This window comes from Pseudomonas wuhanensis (genome assembly GCF_030687395.1).
GTDB classification, from domain to species: domain Bacteria; phylum Pseudomonadota; class Gammaproteobacteria; order Pseudomonadales; family Pseudomonadaceae; genus Aquipseudomonas; species Aquipseudomonas wuhanensis.
The window spans coordinates 2,862,462-2,885,243 of record NZ_CP117430.1; the positions used below are offsets into that span (position 1 = coordinate 2,862,462).

Consider the following 22,782-nt stretch of genomic DNA (forward strand, 5'->3'; position numbering starts at 1 on the left):
GCCGCGAACGGCGCACTCCGAAGTCAAATACAGGTCGATACCGGGGCTCACTTCTTCGGCCCCAGGCGTTTGAGCAGGGTGTCGAGGGTCGCCTGGTTCATGCCTTTGGCCAGCGGGAAGTCTGACGGCATCAGCGTCCCGGCCTGCGGGTCGAGGCAATGCCCGACCAGCGCTTGCAGATGCTCCAGCAAGCGAGCGGGCAAGCGGCTGTCGGCGCTCGGCGTGACGCTGTGCCATTCGACATGCAACACGCCGTCTTCCAGCCACGCCACCACTTCACGGCCATGGGTCACCCGGTTGGCCAGTGCCACTTCTGGCGGCGGGGTCAGGCTGCTGGCGCGCAACCAGCCCTGTGGCGTTTGCTCATGCCCCAGGTAGTTGAACAGCACATCACCACGGCTTGGCGGCAATGCGCCGCGCTGGCGCAGCAGCCCGTGACCGAGGCCATTGCCCGGCACGGCGCGCAAGGCTTCCTTGGCGTTGCGCACCCGGTCGCCGGGGGCACCGCTGGAATTCACGCGCAGCGGATACAGGGTGGTGAACCAGCCGACGGTGCGGCTGACATCCAGGCCTTCGAACGGCGCATCGCGACCATGGCGCTCCAGATCCACCACGATGTCGCTGCGGCTTTCGGCTTCCGCCAGGGTGGCGGCGAGGGCGGCGATCAGCAGTTCTTCCGGTTGCGTGCGATACGCGGCGTGGGACTCGGTCAGCCATTGATGAGTGCGAGCCGCATCCCAACGGGCCGACAAGGTCTGACGCTCGGCGACCGTGGCCACCGGCGCGGTGTTCACTGCGGTCTGGGCGTTCCAGTAGCGCTGTTCGGCGCTGACCTTGTCGGCATGGGCGTGCAGGTGCTCGGCCCATTGACGGTAGGACGTGGTTTTCGCCGGCAGGCTTGGATTCTCGCCACGCTCCAGCCCTTGATACAGCTGCTGGAAATCTTCCAGCAGCGGCGTCCACGACACTGCGTCGACGACCAGGTGATGCGCGACCAGATACAGGCGTTGCGGTTCGCCTTCCAGCAGGGCCGCGGCGAACAGCGGGCCGTGTTGCAGGTCCAGGCTTTGTGCGACTTGCTGCAGTTGTTCAGAGTGTTCGCAGCAGGTCAATTGAGCGGGCGATACCGGTGCGATGTGCGCCTGCCATTGCCCGTCAACCTCTGCGAAACGCAGGCGCAAGGCATCGTGGTGGGCGACCATCCGATCCAGTGTCGCTTGCACCAGGGCCGGCTGCAGATGACGATCGCTATCGGCCAGCACCGACTGATTCCAGTACGCCGCCTGCGGCTGTTGTTGGTCGAAGAACCACTGATGCAACGGCATCAACGGCATCGCACCGGTCACGTCACCTTGCTCGGCCAGGGTCAGCAACGGGCTGGCCACCTGCGCCAGCGCGGCCGGGGTCGGCGAGCGGAACAGGTCTTTTGGCGTGAGCGAGTAACCCTGTTCGCGCAGTCGGGAGATCAGCTTCAAACCGAGAATCGAGTCACCGCCCAACGCGAAGAAGCTGTCCGAGGTGCCGACTTCACGGCCACCGGTCAAGGCTTCGCCGAGTAGTTCACCGAACAGTTGGCAGAGTAGGGTTTCCAGTTCGTTGCGCGGTGCGGCGTAATCTTCCTGGGTTTGCGGCAATGGCAAGGCTGCCAAGGCTTTACGGTCGATCTTGCCGTTGGTGGTCAGGGGCAAGGTCGGCACTTCGACCCACACCGCCGGCACCATGTACGCCGGCAATTCGGCGGCAAGCAATGTGTCGAGGCGCGATTGCGGCGCGTTGCTGCTGTAGAACGCAACCAATCGGTTGTCGATCACCAGTGTGCAGGCACCGGTTATCAACGGCTGGTTCAGCAGCGCCGCGTCGATTTCCCCCAGTTCGATCCGCTGCCCGCGCAGTTTCACCTGATGGTCGAGACGCCCCAGGTATTCGATGTTGCCATCGGCGAGGAAGCGGCAACGGTCGCCGGTGCGGTACAGGCGATCACCGTCGATGAACGGGCTGGCGAGGAAACGCTCCTCGGTCAGGTCCAGGCGTTTCAGGTAACCGCGAGCGACGCCGACCCCGCCGATGTACAGCTCGCCGATGCTGCCGATGGGCAATGGCTTTTGAGCCTCGTCGAGGATGTACAGGCGCAGGTTGGCAATCGGTTTGCCGATCGGCACGCTCACGTCGTCCACCGAGCAACGCCATACGGAGACGTCGATCGCCGCTTCGGTCGGACCATAGAGGTTGACCAGTGCCGCCGGGTGTTGGCTCATGAAACGCCGCACCAGATCCACCGGCAGCGCTTCGCCGCTGGCGAACACCTGACGCAGGCTGTGGCAGTTGACCAGGCTCGGTTCTTCGACAAAGGCCCGCAGCATCGACGGCACGAAATGCAGGGTGGTGACCTGTTCCTGCTGGATCAATGCGCTGAGGTAGGCCGGGTCGCGATGACCGTCCGGACGGGCGACCACCAGGGTGGCGCCGGAGATCAGCGGCCAGAAGAACTCCCACACCGACACGTCGAAGCTGTAGGGGGTTTTCTGCAAGACGCGGTCGTTCGGGCCAATCGGGAAGGCGTCCTGCATCCAGTACAGGCGGTTCATCAAGGCGCCGTGTTCGTTCATCACGCCTTTGGGTTGGCCGGTGGAACCGGAGGTGTAGAGCACGTAGGCCAGATCGCTTGCGCTGACGCTGATCGGCTCAAACGCTGGCGCTTGCGGCAGGGCGTCGAGGGTCCAGGCGGTGTGCCCGCCCGGCAGGCGCGCCAGCCACTGCGCTTGAGTCAAGGTGACTTGGGCGTCAGCGTCCTCGATCAGGAACGCCAGGCGCGCAGCGGGCAGTTCCGGATCCAGCGGCAACCACGCGGCGCCGGCATGCACGATGCCGAGCAGAGCCACTACCAGCTCCACGGAGCGTTCCATGCACACCGGAACGATGGCGCCGCTGCCGATACCGGCGGCACGCAAGGCGCGGGCAACGGTTTGCGCGCGTTGATCCAGTTCGGCGTAGCTCAGGCGTTGGCCTTCGAACACCAGCGCCGCAGCGTTGGGGCTAAGGGCAGCCTGTTGGGTCAGCGCCGTATGCAGATTGGTCGGCCCGGTGTACTGACGTTCGGTGGCGTTCCAGCGATCCAGTTGCTGCTGATCCTGTTGTTGCGGGAACAATTCGACCAGCGCTAGCTCCGGCGTTGTCACCAGCGCGTCCAGCAGGGCACACCATTGCGCGCTCCAGCGCTGCATCGTCGACTCGTCAAACAGCGCCGATTGGTATTCAAGGGCGAGGGTCATGTCGCTGCCATCGTCCTGGACTTCCCAGCTCTGTTCGAACTTGGCGTCGATCACCGGCAGCGTCTGCTCTTCGATGCTCAGACCCGGCCATTGGCTGCTGTCCATGCGGCCGTGGTTGAGGGAGAACATCACCTGGAACAGCGGCGTGCGGTTCAGGTCGCGGCGCTGGGCCACGGCGCCGACCAGGGTGGCAAACGGCAGGTCGGCATGGGCCTGGGCCGCGCGCAGATCTGCCTCGAGGCTGGCCAACAACTGCTCGGCCGGAGCCTGTTGATCGACTTCGCTGCGGATCACCAGCGTGTTCACCAGGCACGCCAGCAACGCCTGGGTTTGCGGTTGGTCGCGCTGGTCCGCCGGGGTGCCGAGGCGAATGTCGCGTTGACCGCTGTAGCGGGCGAGCAAGGCACTCAGTGCCGTCGCAAGTACCACGTAGCTGGTGGTGCCGCGTTGGCGGGCGAACTGGCGGATGGCTTCGGCACGCGAGGCGCCGAGGTTGACGGTCAGTTGTCGGGCGCGACGATCCGCTTCGGCACCGCGTGGATGGTCAAGCGGCAGGTCGAGTTGGTAGTCGTCCTGGCCGAGGTGGTTTTTCCAGTAATCCAGGCTGTCATTGCGTCGAGCCTGGGTGTCCGGGTGCTGTTGCCACAGGGCGAAATCGACATAGTCGACGTCCAGCACGTTCCAGGCGGGCGACTGCCCTTTAAGGCCGGCGCTGTAGGCCTGGGCCAGTTCGTCGATCAGCAATTGCATCGCCCAACCGTCGGTGGCGCTGTGGTGCAGGCAAACCAGCAACAGGCTTTCGTCGCTGCCCTGACGTTGCAACAGGTGCGCACGCCAAGGTGCGACGGCGGCCAGATTGAACGGCGTCATCAGCTCGTTCTGCGCATTGGCGCACGCCGCCGTCCAGTCCTGTGTAGCGACCGAAGTGACGACGAGCGCCGGTCCGTGATCGTCGATCAGCAACTGCGGCTCGCCCTGGACTTCGACAATGCGGCTGCGCAGCACCAGATGGCGCTCGCTGACCTGCTCGAAGGCTTCGCGCAAGGCCTGGACCTGAAGGTCGCCGCGCAAGGTCAGGGCGAATGGCATGTGGTATTCGCGCGAATCCGGCACCAGACGGCTGAGCATCCAGAAACGCTGCTGAGCCAGACCCAACGGCAGTCGTGCCGGACGCGGTTGTGCGGTGATCAGCTCACCCGGCATCGCCGCTCGCAGATGACCGGCCAAAGCCGCCACCGTCGGTTGGGCGAATACCAGCGCCAACGGCAGGGTGGCGCCCAGGCGTTCACGGACCCGGGCGACCAGGCGGGTGGCCAGAAGAGAGTGGCCGCCGAGATGGAAGAAGTGATCTTCGATCCCCACCGACGGGCATTCCAGCACTTCGCTGAACAACTCGCAGAGCACCGTTTCGGTGGCGTTGCGCGGCGCGGTGTGTGGCTGGTCGCTTTTGGTTTCAGGCAATGCCGTGGCAGCCAACGCCTTGCGATCGAGCTTGCCGTTGCTGTTGAGCGGCAGGCTGTCGAGTTGCACCCAAAGGTTTGGCAGCATGTGCGAGGGCAGGCTGTCGCTCAATGCCGCGCGCAGTGCGGATTCATCGGCGTCACCACACCAGAAGCTCACCAGGCGTTGATCAAGTAACAAAGTGGCAGCGTCGCGAACGCCCGGTTGCGTGAGCAGTTCAGCATCGATTTCCCCCAGTTCGATGCGCTGACCGCGCAGTTTCACCTGATGGTCGAGACGCCCCAGGTATTCGATGTTGCCATCGGCGAGGAAGCGGCAAAGGTCGCCGGTGCGGTACAGGCGATCACCGTCGATGAACGGGCTGGCGAGGAAGCGTTCCCGCGTCAGGTCCGGACGTTTCAGGTAACCGCGAGCGACGCCGACGCCACCGATGTACAGCTCGCCGATGCTGCCGATGGGCAATGGCTTTTGAGCCTCGTCGAGGATGTACAGGCGCAGGTTGGCAATCGGTTTGCCGATCGGCACGATCACGTTGTCCACCGAGCAACGCCATACCGAGACGTCGATCGCCGCTTCGGTCGGGCCATAGAGGTTGACCAGTGCCGCCGGGTGTTGGCTCATGAAACGCCGCACCAGATCCACCGGCAGCGCTTCGCCGCTGGCGAACACCTGACGCAGGCTGTGGCAGTTGACCAGGCTCGGTTCTTCGACAAAGGCCCGCAGCATCGACGGCACGAAATGCAGGGTGGTGACCTGTTCCTGCTGGATCAATGCGCTGAGGTAGGCCGGGTCGCGATGACCGTCCGGACGGGCGACCACCAGCGTGGCGCCGGTGATCAGCGGCCAGAAGAATTCCCACACCGACACGTCGAAGCTGTAGGGGGTTTTCTGCAAGACGCGGTCGTTCGGGCCAATCGGGAAGGCGTCCTGCATCCAGTACAGGCGGTTCATCAAGGCGCCGTGTTCGTTCATCACGCCTTTGGGTTGGCCGGTGGAACCGGAGGTGTAGAGCACGTAGGCCAGATCATTGGCGCTGACGCTGATCGGCTCGCCCGCAGGCGATTGCGGAAGGGTGTCGAGGGTCCAAGCGGTGTGCCCGACCGGCAGACGCGCCAGCCACTGTGGCTGAGTCAAGGTGACCTGAGCGTCGGCATCCTCGATCAGGAAGGCCAGACGGGCGGCAGGCAATTCCGGGTCCAGCGGCAACCACGCGGCGCCGGCATGCACGATGCCGAGCAGGGCCACTACCAGCTCCACGGAACGTTCCATGCACACCGGGACGATGTGATCGGCACCAATGCCCGCAGCACGCAAGGCGCGGGCAACGGCTTGCGCGCGTTGATCCAGTTCCGCATAACTCAGGCGTTGGCCTTCGAACACCAGCGCCGGGGTATTCGGGCTGAGGGCAGCCTGTTGGGTCAGCGCCGTATGCAGGTTGGTCGGACCGGTGTACTGACGTTCGGTGGCGTTCCACTCAACCAGTTGACGTTGACGCTCAGACGCCGCCAACGGTGACCAGTCGCCGAGGCGAGTCTGTGGCGCGTCGAGCATGGTTTCGAGCAGCTCTTGCCATTGCGCGAGCCAACGTTGGGCCGTGGTTTCGCTGAACAACGCGGCGCGGTATTCCAGCAACACCGACAGCACCTCGCCGTCATGCACTTCCCAGTTCAGGTCGTACTTGGTGGCTTGGGCGGTCACCGCCCGTTCGCGCACCTGCAACTGCGGCCAGTGACTGGCCGACGAGTCAGCGTTCTGCATCACGAATAGCACCTGAAACAATGGCGTCTGACCGAGGCTGCGTTCCGGTGCCAGGTGCTCAACGACTTGGTCGAACGGCACGTCCTGATGCTGCTGCGCGTCCAGCACGCGGTTGCGCACCTGGCTCAGCAAACCTTCGAAATCCAGCGTCGGATCGAGGTCGGCGCGCATCACCAGGGTGTTGACGAAGCAACCGATCAGCGGCTGCAGTTCGGCCAGTGGACGCTGGGCCACCGGGCTGCCGACACGCACGTCGCGCTGGTTGGCGTAGCGCCCCAACAACAATTGCGCCGCGCTGAGCATCAGCATGTACAGGGTGGCACCGCGTTGTTGGGCGAACTGACGCAAGCGTCCCGCCAGTTCTTGCGGCAGTTGCAGTTGCACGGCACCGGCGGCAGGGGCGAGCTGGTTTGGACGACCCTGTTCGGTGGGCAGGTCCAACAGATAATTGCCGTCTTCCAGCTGGGTGCGCCAGTATTCGAGCTGGTTGCGGAACACTGTTTGTTGACCGGGCTCGCGCTGCCAGAGGGCGTAATCCGGGTATTGCAGGGCCAGGTTCGGCAGTACGGCGACGGTGCCTTGGCATTGGGCGGCGTAGAACTGCGCCAGTTCATTCAACAGGTTCTGGCTGGACGCATCGTCAGTGGCGCAATGGTGCACAGTCAGCAATAGCAACGCCTGGTCGCGTCCGCTGCGTTGCACCAGCGTGGCACGGACCGGCACTTGGGTAGCCAGGTCGAAACGGTGCCCGGTTTCGGCGTGGATGGCCTCATCGGTCAGCAGTTGCCAAGTGTCGTCGGTAGCCGCTTCCAGTGTTGTCATGCGCAAGGTGATGTTGACCTGCGGTTCGATGACCAGCGCCAACTCGCCGTCGCCATCGCGCACGATGCGGCTGCGCAGGATTTCGTGGCGTTGAACCACGCTGTTCAGGGCGGACTGCAAGACCAGCGTGTTGAGCTCACCGTCGAACTGTACGGCGCTGACCACGTTGTATTCGCCACCGCCAGCGCTCAGTTGTTCGAGGAACCACAAGCGTTGTTGTTCGAACGACAACGGCAGGCGCGCCGGGCGTGCCGCCGGGACGAAGGTGGCCTCGGGGGCTTGCAGCGGATCACCCAACAGGGCGGCCAACGCGTCGAGGGTCGGGTGTTCAAACACCGCACGCAGCGGCGGAACCGCGGCGAACTGTTGGCGCAGTCGGGCAAACAGCACGGCCGCCAGCAACGAATGACCGCCAAGGTAGAAGAAGTGACTGTCGCGTCCGATCTGCGTCAGCGGCACGTTCAGCAGCTCGGCCCACAGGGCGGCGAGTTGCTGTTCGGCGACGGTGCGCGGTGGGTCCAGGGCGTCTGGCGCCGCTTGAATGTCCGGCGCTGGCAGGGCCTTGCGATTGAGTTTGCCATTGTCGGTCAGCGGCAACTCATCGAGCAGCACAAACGCCGACGGCACCATGTAGTCGGGCAGGGCCGCGCCGATGGTTTTGCGCCAGGCATTGATATCGGCCTGCTGGTCGCAGGTGACATAAGCCACCAGACGCTTGTCGCCGGGCACGTCTTCACGGGCCAGTACCACCGCCTGACGCACGCCCGGTTGGGCACCGATCAAGGCTTCGATTTCGCCCAGCTCGACGCGAAAACCACGGATTTTCACCTGATGATCCATGCGCCCCAGGTACTCGAGCTGGCCGTCGGGCAGCCAGCGCACCAGGTCGCCAGACTTGTACATCCGCGCACTCTCTAAAGGCGAGAATGGATCGTCGATGAATACCTTCGCGGTCTGTTCGGCGCGGTTGAGGTAGCCAAGGGTCACGCCGGCGCCGCCGATGTGCAATTCGCCCGGAACGCCGACCGGCATCGGATTGAGAAAAGCATCGAGCACGTAAGTGCGCACGTTGGCGATCGGCCGCCCGATGATCGGACGTGCCGGGAAGTCGTCCACCGCACAACCGGTCGCATCCACGGTGCATTCGGTCGGGCCGTAGGTGTTGAAGAAGCGGCTGCCGGCAATCGATGGCAGGCGCTGCCAGAGTTGCGCGTCCACCGCGTCGCCACCGAACAGCACGAAGCGCGGCAGGTACACCTCGCCACGGCGTACGCCGTCGCTTTCGAGCAAGGCCTTGAGCTGCGCCGGGGTGCACTCGAAGGCTTGCAGACGGGTTTCGCGGAAAAACCGCGCCAAGGCGTCGGGGTCGTAGCGCACCTCTTCCGGGGTCAGGTACAGGCTGTGGCCATCGAGCAGCAGGATGAGCTCGGCTACGGAACTGTCGAAGGCAAACGAATAGTTGAAACTGGTGCGCATCGGCTGATCGGTGTAGCGGCGATACAGGCCATGGATGCGCGCCCACGCCAGATTGACCACCGAGCCGTTGGTGACCAGGGTGCCCTTGGGCTTACCGGTCGAGCCGGAGGTGTACATGATGTACGCCAGGTCCTCGGGACCGGCGAGTGGCGTCAGGTTGCTGTCCGGCTGATCGGCGAACAGCGCGGCGTCGCTGTCCAGACGCAAACGCGGCAGTTCGGCACCCAATTGCTCCAGCAAACCCTGCTGACCGAGGAACAGCGCGGGTTGCGCGTCTTCAAGCATGTACGCCAGACGATCCACCGGATAGGTCGGGTCCAGCGGCACATAGGCACCACCGGATTTGAGAATGCCCAGCAGGCCGACCAACAGTTCCAGCGAACGCTCGACACACAATGCCACCGGGCGATTGGCGACCACGCCGCGACTGCGCAAGTAATGCGCCACCTGGTTGGCGCGGCGGTTCAGTTCGCTGTAGCTCAGGCTATGGCCTTCGAAGCACAATGCGTCGCGATCCGGGGTGCGTTCGGCCTGCTGTTCAAACAGCTGAGCGAAGGTCAGGTGCTGTGGCACTTCCATCTCGGTGCGGTTCCACTCGACCACGGTGCGTTGCCATTCCGCCGCCATCAGCAGCGGCAGGGCGGCCACCGGGCGTTGCGGCTCGGCGAGCATTTGTTCGAGCAAGTGCTCCAGGCGAGCGAGGGTCTGACGGGCGCTGTCGGCGACGAACAGGTCCAGAGCGAACATCAGCTCCAGCTGAATCGGTGCATTGGCCGGGCACAGCACGTGCAGATCCAGATCGCATTCGGAATGTTTGAGCGGGGTGTCCAGCGCTTCGAATTCCAGCCCGGGGAAGCGCAGCCGCGATTCCATGGCCAATTGCTGCGCGACCATCACTTGATACAGCGGCGCATGGCTGAGGCTGCGCGGCAGTTGCAGGCTGTCCACCAGTTGCTCGAATGGCAGGTCTTGATGCTGCAAGCCCTCGCGCAGACGTTTGGCCACCTGGCCCACCAGCGTGGTGAAATCCGCTTGCTGATCGAAGTCGGCACGGATCGCCAGGTTGTTCAACAGAATGCCGAGCAGGCCTTCGGTGCCCGGTTGTTCACGGTGTGTGACCGGGGTGCCGATCAGTACCGTGGCATCGCCACTCAAACGGTGCATCAGCACGGCGAAACCGGCGAACAACACGGTGAACGGTGTGGTGCCCAAGCGACTGGCGAAGGATTGCACCCGGCCACTCAGGTCGGCACTCAGTTCACGCTGCACGATCCCGGCGCGATAGGTTTGCACCGACGGCCGTGGATTGTCGGTGGGCAAGGCCAGCAATGGGCTGCCTTCGCTGTCGCGACGATCCAGCGTGGTGGTCCAGTAATCGAGTTGGCGCTTGAGTTCGGCGCCTTGCAGGTGGTCGCGCTGCCACAGGGCGAAGTCGGCATATTGCACGGGCAAGGTCGGCAGTTCGGCGGGGGCGCCGTTGCAACGGGCTTCGTAACCCAGAGCCAGCTCACGCAGGGCGATGGTCGCCGACCACGCGTCCGAGACCATGTGATGCAGAGCGATGCCCAGCACATGTTCATCCGGTGCAACACGCAGCAATCGTGCACGCAGCAACGGCGGCGAGGTCAGGTCGAACGGTTGCTCAAAGGTTTCTTGCAGCGCATTGAACTGCGCACCTTCGCGAGCCGTGGCGCTCAAACCCGACAAATCATCGAACGGCACCGCGATGTTCAGCGATTCACTGATGTGCTGGCTGGGTACGCCGTCGGTGCTGCGGATGCCGGTGCGCAGGACTTCATGACGCACCAGTAAGTCATTCAGGCTGGCGTGCAGTGCTTCGACGTTGAGTTCACCTTTGAGGTGCAGGGCGAACGGGATGTTGAACAGCGTCGTGCCCGGCGTCAGTTGCTCGATGAACCACAGGCGCTGTTGCGAGAACGACAGCGGCAGCAGCGTCGGGCGCGCCTGGGCTTTCGGCGCGCTGATAGCGGCTGCTTGCGGTGCGGCGGCGTCGGCCTGGCGGGCGGCGATGGCGACGGCCAGCAGCGCCACTGTCGGTTGTTCGAACAGCACTCGCAATGGCAAGTCGAGTTTGAAATGGGTGCGCAGGCGCGCAACGATCTGGGTGGCCAGCAGCGAGTGCCCGCCGAGGGTAAAGAAGTTATCTTCCACGCCCACCGTGTCGCGACCCAGGACGTCGGCCCAGACTTTCGCCACGGCGGTTTCCAGTTCATTGCGTGGCGCGATGCTTTCCTGGGTGTCGGCCTGCCAGTTCAGTTCCTGAGCGGCCAGGGCCTTGCGATCGACCTTACCGTTGTTGTTCAGCGGCAAGCGCTCCAGGCACACGAAGGCGGCCGGCACCATGTACGGCGGCAATTGCGCGCGCAGGTGTTCGTTGAGTCCGTCGCTGCCCAAGGTGTCGTCGTGGGCCGACCAGTAGGCCACCAGCCAGGCTTCGCCAACGGTGTTTTCCCGCAGCAATACGGCGGCTTCGCGCACATTCGGGTGCTGCGCCAGACGGTGTTCGATTTCGGTCAGTTCGATCCGGTGCCCACGCAATTTCACCTGCTGGTCGCGACGGCCGAGGTATTCGATCACGCCATCGGCGCGCCAGCGGCCCAGGTCGCCGGTGCGATATAGGCGCCCTTCAAACTGAGGATGGTCGATGAACGCATCAGCGGTACGCTGCGGATCGTGCAGGTAGCCGCGACCGACGCCGACGCCACCGACACAGATTTCCCCGGCAACGCCAACGGGCACCGGCCGCAGGGATTCGTCCAACACGTACAAGCGGTTGTTGGCGGTGGGCTGGCCGATAGGCATGTGGCTGACGTTGGCGTGCGGCGCTTCGGAGATCGGCTGGAAGGCCACGTCGTCGGCGCACTCGGCCGGACCGTAGGCGTTCATCAAGTCGATGTCGGGGAAGCGCGCAAACCAGTCCCGGGCCACGGTCGGCGGCAGGGCTTCACCGGTGGGCAGCACCCAGCGCAGGTCGGGTAATTGCAGGTCGCACGGGCACAGCGCGAGCAGCGTGCGCATCAGGCTCGGGACAATTTCCAGCACGCTCAGGCGTTCGCTGGCAAGCACTTGCAGCAGACGTTGCGGGTCGTGCGCCACGTCGTCCGGCAGGATGTGCACCGTGGCGCCGAGTACTGGCGCGGCGAGGAACTGCCACACGGAAATGTCGAAAGCCACCGACGCGGTCTGTGGAATCCGGTCTTCGGCGTTCAGCCCCAGGGCCGGCACTTTGCCGAAGATGTTATTGAGCATGCCTCGTTGTTCGATCATCACGCCTTTAGGCGTACCGGTCGAACCCGAGGTGAACAGCACGTAGGCCAGGCTGTCCGGGTTGCCGAGCAATGGCAGCGGCATATCGTTGCCGGACGTCCAGCAGGCTTCGGCAAACAGGGCTTTTGGCGCCTGATCGAGGCCGCTGAGCAACTGATCGAGCAGGCCGCTGCAACCTTCGCTGGCTACCAGCAACGGTGCGCGAGACAGGCTGAGGATTTCCCGCAGACGCTCCGGCGGATGATTGACTTCAAGTGGCAGCATTGCTGCGCCGGTCTTGAACACGGCAATCATCATGGTCAACAGCGCCAGGCCACGGGGGGCAACCAGCGCGACCAATTGATCTTCACCGACGCCGGCGTCGCGCAAGGCGTGCGCCAGGCGGGTGGCTCGCTGATCCAGTTCGGCGTAGGTCAGGGATTCACCGTCGCAGATCGCGGCAATCTGTTCGCCCCGTTGGGCGACCTGCGCGGCAAACAGTTCGGCGTAGCTTTGATCCAGCGGGAAGTCGTGGGGGTTGACCGCCCACTCGCCGAGCAATTGCTGGCGCTCATCGACAGCCAGGAGTTCGAAACTGCCCAGCGGCGCATCCGGTGCGGCGAGCATGCCGCGCACCAGGCTGGCGATATGGCCGAGCAGGCGCTGCACGGTCGGCGCCTCGAAACGTTCGCGGTCGTAGGACACCCGAATGCCCAGCTGTTCGCCGGGCAAAATCACCACGGTCAAACCGTAGTGGGTGTGCACGCTGTGATCCATGCCCTCGAGGCTGAACTGGAAACCACCTTCCAGAATCTGCTCGTCGATCGGGGCGTTTTCGAACACCAGGATGCTGTCGAACAGGGTTTCGCCGCGAGGGAAATCGCTCCAGCCCTGGATGTCGGTCAGCGGCGTGTGCTCAAAATCACGCATGTCGACGTTCAGCCGTTGCAGCGCGCTCAACCACTGGCCAAGCGATGCTTCGGGATCCACCGACACCCGCAGCGGCAGGGTGTTGATGAACAGACCGATCATCTCCGCCACCCCGGCCAATTCAGCCGGACGACCGGCCACGGTGACGCCGAACAGCACGTCCCGTTGACTGCTGTAGCGCGACAGCAGCAACGACCAGACCCCCTGGAAAAACGTGTTCGGGGTAATCCGGCGGCTACGGCAGAACGCGGCCAGCGCCTGGGTTTCCTGCTCGCTCAGGTGAATCAGCTGATCGTCCACCAGCACCGCATCGGTGTAGCGGTCACGGGCCACGCCGTTGTCTACGGTCAGCGGCGTGGGGGCATTGAGCCCTTGCAGCTGGCCGCGCCAGAATTGCTCGGCCTTGCCCGCATCCTGGCGTTGCAACCACTGGATGTAATCGCGAAACGGCCGTGGGCTCTTGAGCTCAGGCGTGCGGTCGTTGCAGAGCGCTTCATAGACCTTGAGGAAGTCCACGGTCACCAGGGAAATGCACCAGGCATCCATCAGGATGTGGTGAAAGCTGCGAATGAACTCGTAGGACTCATCGGCCAACCGCACCAGACGGAAGCGAATCAGCGGCGGCTTCGACAGGTTGAAACCGACTTTCTGCTCGTCTTCCAGCAGCGTGCGAATCCGCGTTTCCTGTTCGTGCGGGGCGAGCCCGCGCAGGTCGAGGGTGTCCAGCGGGACCTTGACCTCGCGATGGATCACCTGCACCGGTTGCTTCTGGGTTTTCCACTGAAAACTGGCGCGCAGGGAAGGGTGCAGCGCCACCACCTGGCGCCAGGATTCAAGAAACGCGACTTCATCAATGGCCCCGCCGATGCGGTAGCGATCCTGCATCAGGTACACGCCGGAATCTTCGTGCAGCAGGGAATGGAACAGCATCCCCTGCTGCAACGGCGATAGCGGGTAGATGTCTTCAATCGGATTGTGGGTGGTTTTTTCGGTGGTCATTGAAAGCGTCCTGCAAAAAAAGGGGCAATGGCGCGGCGAAGTGGGCGGCCGGTTAAAATTCGTTCTCGTCGAGTTCGGCCATCAGCGCCTGCATCTCGTCATCGGACAGACCCGAAACGCTGAACTCGGTGCTCTGGGCTTCCGGTTGCGCGCTGTCGGCGGCCAGTGGCTGAGCGACTTCGGCCATGGCGGCGATGGTCTGGCGCTCGAAGACATGCTTGGCCGAGAGCGCAATCCCTTGCTCGTGGGCCTGGGCCACCACTTGAAGGCTCAGGATCGAGTCGCCGCCAATGGCGAAAAAGTTCTCGGTGACGCTCACGCTCGACAGCTTCAAGACCTTGGCGATGATCGCTTGCAGGGTGGTCTCCATCGCGTTGCGCGGTGCCACGTGGGCGCCTTCGTCAAACTGGTCCGGGTCGGGCAACTGGCGGGTATCGAGCTTGCCGTTGGGGGTCCGCGGGAAGGTCGCCAGGGTCAGCACCCGGGCCGGCACCATGTACGAGGGCAGGCGTTCACCGAGGAAACGCTTGATCGCTTCCGAGTCCGGCGCATAACCATGAGCCGCCACGATATAGGCCAGCAGACGCTTGCCGGCGGCGTGCTCTTGCACGATCACCGCGGCTTCGCGCACGTCGCTGTGGCTGCACAGTTGACGCTCGATTTCGCCGAGCTCGATGCGGTAGCCGCGCAACTTGACCTGATGGTCTTTGCGGCCGAGGAATGCCAGGCGCCCGTCCGCCAGCCAGCAGGCCAGGTCGCCGGTGCGGTAGGCGCGGGTGCCATCGGCGAGGGTGACGAAGGCTTTGGCGGTTTCTTCGGGCTTGTTGCGATAACCGCGGGCCAGGGTCGGGCCGGCGAGAACGATTTCCCCTGGTTCGCCGATGCCGCTGGTGATCCCGTGTTCGTTCAGCACGCGCAGATCCATGCCGGCGATCGGGCGTCCGATGCTCAGCGCCCGACTTGGGTCCAGCACTTCATAGGTGGCCCAGACCGTGGCTTCGGTGGGACCGTATTCGTTCACCAGTCGAGCCTGGGGCAAGGTCTTGCTGTGCTGGGCGATCAACGAAGGCGGGCAGGCTTCACCGGCAACAATCCAGCACTCGAGGCTGTCGGCACTTTCGGCGCGTTGCAGTTGGTCGAGCAGGGCTTGATAGAGCGACGGCAGCGACAGACCGTGACTGACCCGATACTGGGTAATCAACTGCGCCAGACGGGCCATCTCAAGTTCTTCGCCGGTAGCCGGCAATACCAGGCGCCCGCCCTGGGCCAGCGTCCAGAAAATCCCGGCGACCGAGCTGTCGAAGGCAAATGACGACAACAGCAGGTAGGCGCGCACCGGCGTCTCATAGGAAGCCATGCGCACTTGGGTCGAGAAACTCAACGCACCGTGGCTGATTTCCACGGCTTTCGGTGCGCCAGTGGAACCGGAGGTGTAAATCAGATACGCCAGGTCGTCCGCAGGGGGCATCGGCAGTGGTGGCAGGTCGCTGGCGTTCGTCGCCTTCAGGTCATCGAGCACGAAGCGTTGCAGAGTGGCGGGCACGCTGTCGGCCAGTTCGGCGCTGACCACGATGTGCGCAATGGCGCTGTCGGCGAGCATGTAGGCGCGACGATCCGCCGGGTAAGTCGGATCAACCGGCACGTAAGCGCCTCCGGCCTTCAACACCGCCAGCATGGCCACAATGGCGGCGTTGCTGCGGGCGAACAGAATGCCTACGGGCACGCCTGGGCCGATGCCGGCCGCCACCAGTTGATGGGCCAGATGAGTCGCGCAGGCATCGAGGCGGGCGTAACTCAGGTCGCCGTCCTTGTCGCTGAGGGCGATGGCGTTCGGTTGTTGCTGAACCTGATGGGCAATCAGCTCGACCAGCGTCACCGGTTCGATCAATGGCAAGTTCGGTTCGGTGCCAATAACCTGTGCCTGAAGCGGCCCGCTCAATGGTAGCTGAGCCCAGGCTTGCTGCGGATCGGCCAGCGCGCCCAGCAGCAGTTGCAGCCATTGCTCGGCGAGGCAGGCCGCTGCTTCGGCGCTTAATGTATGGCGGTCGTAAACCACCTGCGCGTGCAGGCTGTCGGGCAATTGACGTACGTTCAGGCAGGCCTTGACCGGGTTCATTACAGCGCTGGCAAAACGTTCCCGGGCATCGCCCGAACGCCAGGCAAAGGCGTAGCCGCCATTGAGGTTCCGGGTGTAATAGTCCTGCCAGCCGACCGTGCGCTCGACCGTGGCACCGACATGTTTGCTTTGAGCCAGCAGCGTCGCCTTGGCATCCAGATCGATGCGCACCGGCAGGCACTGCTCGAACAAACCCAACGCGCTTTCCAGTTCCGGGCCGCGGCTTTCGTGGATCAGGGTGATCGGGACTTGCTGCTGGCCGGCCAAGCGTCCGAGTACGGCAGCCCAGGCCGTCAGCATCAGGTTCGAGGTCAGGGCCGGGTGGCGGGCGAGATCGGCGGGCAATGCCAGATCCACTCGCGCCGGTGCAAACCCGTTGCCGCTGGCCGATTCAAGCGACAGCTGCAAGGCCGGCTGTTCGGTTTCGCTCAGTGGTTTCCAGAAGTTCACGCCAGGGTGGTCCGGCTCGTCTTCTGTCAGGCTCCAGCGCCACTCGGCGTAGTCGGCATATTGCAGCGCTTCGGACAGATCCGGGGTGGCGTCTTGCAGCAGCGCAGCGGCCAGCAGTTTCAGGCTGGTGAGGTCGAAGTGGCTGCTGGCGGCGGTCAGGTCCAGCACCGACTGTTCATCCGTCATCCGCACCAACGTCACGGCGAGCGGGCGGGTCCAGTCACGGGCCTGCGCGGCAAGATCGTTCAGCGCGGTGTCCTGCTCGGCGGGGCTGTACTGACGCAAGTCTTGCATGCTCACAGCCAGCGCGCAGGTTTCGTCAATCACCTGTACCGGCTGGCGCAAACCTGGCACCGGCATCAGGCGCGTGCGCAGGATTTCACTGTCGGCCATCAGCGCCAGCAGACGGCTGTTCAGCGCATCGAGATCCACCGGCCGGGACAACGACCATTGCAAATGGCAACTGAACGGGTGTTCGGCCGCGCCGTTGATGTGCGGGTACACAGATGCCTGTTGCGGCGAAATACGAAAACCTTGGAGTCCGCTCATGTTCAACTCGACTAAAAATGGGGGTTAAACCTGGGCCATGGCAGAGGTGCCGAGGCTCGCTGACCGGTTGTCAGGTGAGCCTCTTGCGATCAGCTGATGTGCCCTTTGAAATGGTCAGACGGCGACGTCGCTTTGCAGCAGGGCTTCTGCCATGCCGGTCATGATTGCGCGCTTGCCGGTGAAGGGTTCGCGACCATGCACCGCGAGCATGTTGTCGATGAACAACACGTCGCCCTGCTGCCAGCTGAATCGCACCAGCGAGTCGAGGTAGGCCGCACGCAGCGACTCCAGTACGTGCGGTTCGATCGGTTCGCCGTCGCCATAAAAGGTGTTGGTAGGCAGGTCGAGGTCGTTGAAGTTGCTTTGCAGCGAATCGCGGATCACCGGTGGCAGGGTGCTGATGTGGAAGAAGGTCGCGTGGTTGAACCAGACTTCTTCACCGGTACGCGGATGACGCACCACCGCCGGCCCGCGCTGACGGGTACGCAGGCGGTTGTTTTCCTTCCATTCCACTTCAATGCCGACGCTGGCGCAGTAGGCTTCCACTTCACTGCGGTCTTCGGACTGGAACACGGTCTGCCACGGCAGGCCGAAACCGTCGCCGTAGTTGCGCACGTACAGCACGCCTTTTTCGCGGAACCGCGCTTCGATCTCGGGGCTGATGCTGGCCTTCACCGCACGGGTCGAGCCGATGGGGGTTTCGCCACCGGTCTGGGACGGAATGTGGCAGTAGAAGAACAGCCGAAGCGGGAAGCGTGGGGAATAGGAATGTTCGTTGTGCGGGAAAATCATCTGGTCGGCCGGGTAGTCGGTCGAGGTGTAGATGTTGCCGCCGACCCGAGTGCGCGGCGAGGCGCGGAACATGTATTCCAGCGCGCCGGGGGAGAGCGCAGCGATGACCTGATCGAATTGCTCCACGGACAGCACCGAGAACCCGCGAAACAGCAGGGCGCCGTATTGCAGCAGTTTTTTCTCCAGAGACTCGCGTTCACCGGTCGCCCAGGCGACCAGATCGACGCCGCCGACCACTGGTTCAATCACCAGCGGCAAAGCGTGGTCCGGGCTCAGCAGACGTTCGCTGACCAGTTGCTGTTCCGAGACGTTCATGGCTTTGCGGCGCACGGCGCCAAGGGCACGAGACGATGGGGGCACGATAGACATAAAGGCATCCAACTCGGTTAAAGGGTCAATGAGCGACGTTTGGTTTGCTTCATCTGGCTGCGACCGGCCAGGGCTTGGGACTGTTGGCGTTCACGCTGGAACGCCTGATCCCGGGTACCCAGCCGTTCGGCCAGTGCCGACAGCGGTTCGTCCAGCAGGTTTTGGATCTCGTCCAGCAGGTAGGTCCACAGGTGTTGCAGGCGCAGGGCGCGATCCTGATCGAAGTATTCGCCGCGGTACTTGAGGGTCGCGTCGATGCCTGCGGCGCCATGCACCAGATCGAGCACCAGGTGGAAATCTCCCGGCGCTTGCGCCACGTCCAGCGCGGTCATGTGCGCACCGGCGATAGCGGTCGGGGTTACCCGTGACGGTTGATAGTTGAGTTTGACCTGGAACAGCGGCGAGTGATCCGGGCGGCGCTCCGGCGCCAGCGCCGACACCACCAGATCGAAAGGCAGGCCCTGGTGGGCATAAGCCAATCGCGCCTCATCGCGCACCCGTTCAAGGAAACCGGCCAGTGTCGGTTCGCCGTGCAGGTCACAGCGCAGGGTCAGCTGGTTGACGAAGAAGCCGATGACGTCGTTGTGTTCCGCCAGCGGACGGCCGCTGACATCGGTGCCCAGCAGAAACTGTTGCTGCCCGCCGAGTTGCTTGAGCACCAGCTGATAGCTGGCCAAAAGCAGCATGAACAGGGTCATGCCTTGCTCGCGTGCTAGCGCTGCAAGGTGTTCGCAGGTGGCCTGGGGCACCGTGAAGTTCAGACTGTGCTCGCCCTGGGTCTGGCCGCTGCCACCCAGTTCGAGGGTTTGTGGCATGTTTGCCAGATGCTCACGCCAGAAGACTTGTTCGGTGGCGATCCGCTGTTCGCTCCAGTGCATGGCTTCCCATTGGGCGAAATCCAGGTACTGCACTGGCAATTCGTCGTCGGTGGCGCCTGCCAGTTCCGCCAGCAGCACTTGCGCCGAGCGCCCGTCGAAAGCGATGTGATGCAGGGTCAGCAGCAGGTCATGCTGCTGGTCATTCCGGCTGAGCAACTGCGCACGCAGCAGCGGTCCGGTTTCGAGTTCGACCGGTGTGGCGTGTTCGTTGGCCAGGTTGTCGCTGAGTGCTTGTTGCTGCTGCGACTCGCTCTGATCACGCAGGTCATGCCAGGTCAGCGGTACGTCCGTGGCCGGCAAAACCTGTTGCTGGGGGCCATCGATACTGTCGCGATACACCGTGCGCAATACGCTGTGCCGTATGACCAGATTGTTCAGCCGCAGCGCCAGGGTTTCAATGTCCAGTGGGCCTTGCAGGCTCAGGTGCAACACCAGGTTGTGCCGGGTATCGTCCGGGTTCAATTGACGCAAGAACCACAGGCGACTTTGCGCGAATGATTGACGACTTTGGCCGACACCCGCACGCGCGATCGATGGGCTGGTCGCTGGCGACGGCTCGCTCAGGAAAACCTGCAAGGCCAGCGCCCATTGCGCCAGGGTTTGTTCGCCGAACAGGCATTGGGTGTCAAGGCTCCAGCCCAGATCCTTGTACAGGCGAGCGGCAAAATCGGCCACGCTGATGGAGTCCAGGCCGAGGCCGATCAGGCTGAGTTCAAAGTCTGCCGCGATGTACGGATTGACCTCGCGCAGGGTTTGCTCAAGCCATTGGCGGCACGCGGGCTGTGCGAGTTGCGGTGTACTGCCCACCAGGTGCTTCAGTTGAACGAGGTCAATGGTTTCGCTGTTCGAGGCGATCTGCCCACCGCTTTGGGCGATGATGCTCAAGGTGCCGGCAGCCAATTGTTTGCGCGCGCCTTGACGGGCGATTTTGCCGCTGGTGGTCATCGGGATAGTGCCGGCTTCCACCAGCACGATCTGATCGATGCCGCAGTCGGCGGCTTCGCGCACGGCGTTTTGAATCGACGCGAACAGCGCCGGGTGATGCGCCGGGTCGACGAACTTGCGCTGTGGCTCGGCGACGATCACCAGTTTCTCGCGGCCCAGCACCGGGTCCATTTCCGAGAACGCGGCGATGCGCCCAGTGCGAATGCCCGGCTCGGCATCGGTAATGGCGAATTCGATGTCGTGGGGGTACAGGTTGCGCCCATTGAGAATCAGCAAGTCCTTGAGTCGCCCGCAGATCACCACCTGACCTTCGTGCATGAAGCCCAGATCACCGGAACGCAGGTAATTGCCGGGTTCGCCGACAATCCGTGCCTCAAAGGCTTCGCGACTGGCTTCGGGGTTTTTCCAGTAGGCTTCGGCGTTGCTCGGGCCTTTCAACCAGACTTCGCCAATGCGATCGGCGTTGCAGCGTTCATGGCTTTGTGGGTCGACGATGGCGATGCTGTGCAGCGCTTGCGGATAACCGCAGGCGACGAACTCCACGGCGGCGGCATCGGTGGCCGCCAACACGGCGCGACCGGTTTCCAGCACGGCTTTGTCCAGGCGCAGCACCACTGGCAAAGCATCGGCCGGCGTGGCACTGACACACAGCGTCGCTTCGGCCTGGCCGTAACCGGGGCTGATTGCCAACGGGTTGAGACCGCAAGGGGCAAAACGCTGGGCGAAGGCTTCGAGGGTACCGGGATGGATCGGTTCGGCACCGTTGATTGCGTGTTGCCAGGCGCTCAAGTCGAGCTGTGCGATGAGGTTGTCGCTGACCACCCGGTTGCACAGGGCATAGGCGAAGTTGGGGGCGAAACTGGCGGTGGCGCGGTAGCGGCTCAACGCTTGCAGCCAGGTCGACGGCGCGTTGACGAAGGTCTGCGAGGCCATCAGGTAGCAAGGCATGCCGCTGTAAAGCGGGGCCAACATGCCGCCGATCAGACCCATGTCGTGGTACAGCGGCAGCCAGTTGACCATGCCGCCATGCTCATCGAAGCCGTAAGCCTGGCGCATCAGTTCGACGTTGGCGATCAAGTTGCGCTGGCGTACTTCAACGCCTTTGGGCGTGCCGGTGGAGCCGGAGGTGTATTGCAGGAATGCCACCGTCGCACCATCGACATCCGGCCGTTGCCACTCACTGGCTGGCGGCGTGCCGAGATCCTGGACCGTCAACACGTCGACCTGGCCTTCCACCAGTTCCAGCAAACCCTGGCAATGATCCGCAGGCGAGAGGATCAGCGCCGGTTCGGCATCCACCACCACTTTGCGCACCCGGTCCAGGTGGCGCGGTTTGCGCGACGGTGGCGGGAACAACGGCACGGCGATCAGGCCGGCATATAAACAGGCGCAAAACGCACGGGCATAGTCGAGGCTGCTGGGCAGCATCAACAACACGCGATCGCCCGGCGCGTAGCGCGATTGCAACGCGGCCGCCAGCGATCGGGACTGCTCGTGCAATTGGGCAAAGGTCAGGGTTTCGCCGATCTCGACGCCGTCCGGCAAGAAGTGCAGGGCAGCACGCTGCGGGAAGTGCAGGGCGTTGGCCTCCAGCACTTCGATCCAGTGATTGAATGAAAACATGTGCAATTCACGCCATGGCAACGATGACTTTGCGGTCACCGGTGTAAGGATTGCGGCCGTGAGCGACCAGTCGATTGTCGAGCATCAGGATGTCGCCGGGCTGCCAGGGGAAACTGATGGCGGTCTGGCGATAGACCTCGCGCACGGTGTCGAGCACATCGTCGGGAATCGCCGAGCCGTCGCCGAAGTAGACGTGGCGTGGCAGGTTCTCTTCACCCACCGCCGCCAGCAGGCTGGCGCGTACACCCGGTTCAATGGCCGAAACGTGGAACAGGTGCGCCTGGTTGAACCAGACCCACTCTCCGCTATCGGGATGCTGCAGCACGGCGGCGCAACGCTGACGGGTGCGCAGGTCGCCATCGGCTTTCCATTCCCACTCGATGCCGTTGTCCAGGCAGTAACGTTCAACCTGGGCGCGGTCTTCGGTGTTGAAGACTTTCTGCCAGGGCAGATCCAGTGCGCCGCTGTAATTGCGCACATATAGAAGCTCACGGCTGGCAAACAGCTCGCGGATCTCGGCGGGCATGCGCTGGTAGATCAGGCGGCTGTCGGCAATCGGCGTTTCGCCACCGGTTTCACTGGCCTTGATGCAGTGGAACCAGATGCGCGCAGGCCATGGCCGGGTGTAGGCCTGCTCGTTGTGCAAGGGGATGAATTGATGAGCCGGGTATTCGGTGGAGCTGTACACCCCGGCGAAGACTTTGCTGCGTGGCGTGGAGCCGAATTCGTAGCTGGCCAGCGGTGCGCCGAAACTGGCGGCGAAGCGCTTGAAATCGATGGGCGTGGCGACGGTAAAACCACGAAACAGCACCCCGCCAACGGTGGTCAGTGCATGGGGCAGGCTGTCGCGGATCGACGCGTCGAGATCATGAATCGACTGTCCCGGCGTGGCCTGTACCAGCATGGGTAATGACAGTTCGCTGCCATCCGCTGGAGCAATGGAAAAAGGCTCGGAACGCCCGTTCAGGTGTTCGATTGAGGTCATCCTTGCACATCCTTCTTATCTTTATTTCGACCAGTCGCAGCAGCGTGGGCAGACCTGAAAACAGAGGCAGAGGTTGCCGGCGCAAAGCGTGAC

General features: G+C 63.5%; 5 protein-coding genes. All 5 read right to left on the reverse strand.

Translation table 11 applies throughout. The features are described from left to right. Positions 1 to 47: 47 nt before the first annotated feature. The gene (locus PSH88_RS13340; RefSeq protein ID WP_305426723.1) at positions 48 to 13,982 is read right to left on the reverse strand and encodes a non-ribosomal peptide synthase/polyketide synthase; all 13,935 of its coding nucleotides are present in this window, start codon (positions 13,980 to 13,982) and stop codon (positions 48 to 50) included. Positions 13,983 to 14,034: 52 nt separating this feature from the next. Continuing rightward, the gene (locus PSH88_RS13345; protein WP_305426724.1) at positions 14,035 to 17,097 is read right to left on the reverse strand and encodes a non-ribosomal peptide synthetase; all 3,063 of its coding nucleotides are present in this window, start codon (positions 17,095 to 17,097) and stop codon (positions 14,035 to 14,037) included. Between the two features lie 114 nt (positions 17,098 to 17,211). Next, positions 17,212 to 18,258: a TauD/TfdA family dioxygenase gene (locus PSH88_RS13350; RefSeq protein WP_305426725.1), complete on the reverse strand. Its 1,047-nt coding sequence runs from the start codon at positions 18,256 to 18,258 to the stop codon at positions 17,212 to 17,214. Positions 18,259 to 18,275: 17 nt separating this feature from the next. Continuing rightward, positions 18,276 to 21,704, reverse strand: a complete 3,429-nt coding sequence (locus tag PSH88_RS13355; RefSeq protein ID WP_305426726.1) for a condensation domain-containing protein — start codon at positions 21,702 to 21,704, stop codon at positions 18,276 to 18,278. A gap of 7 nt (positions 21,705 to 21,711) precedes the next feature. Then, positions 21,712 to 22,689, reverse strand: coding sequence for a TauD/TfdA family dioxygenase (locus PSH88_RS13360; RefSeq protein ID WP_305426727.1), 978 nt, complete (start codon positions 22,687 to 22,689; stop codon positions 21,712 to 21,714). Positions 22,690 to 22,782: the final 93 nt, after the last annotated feature.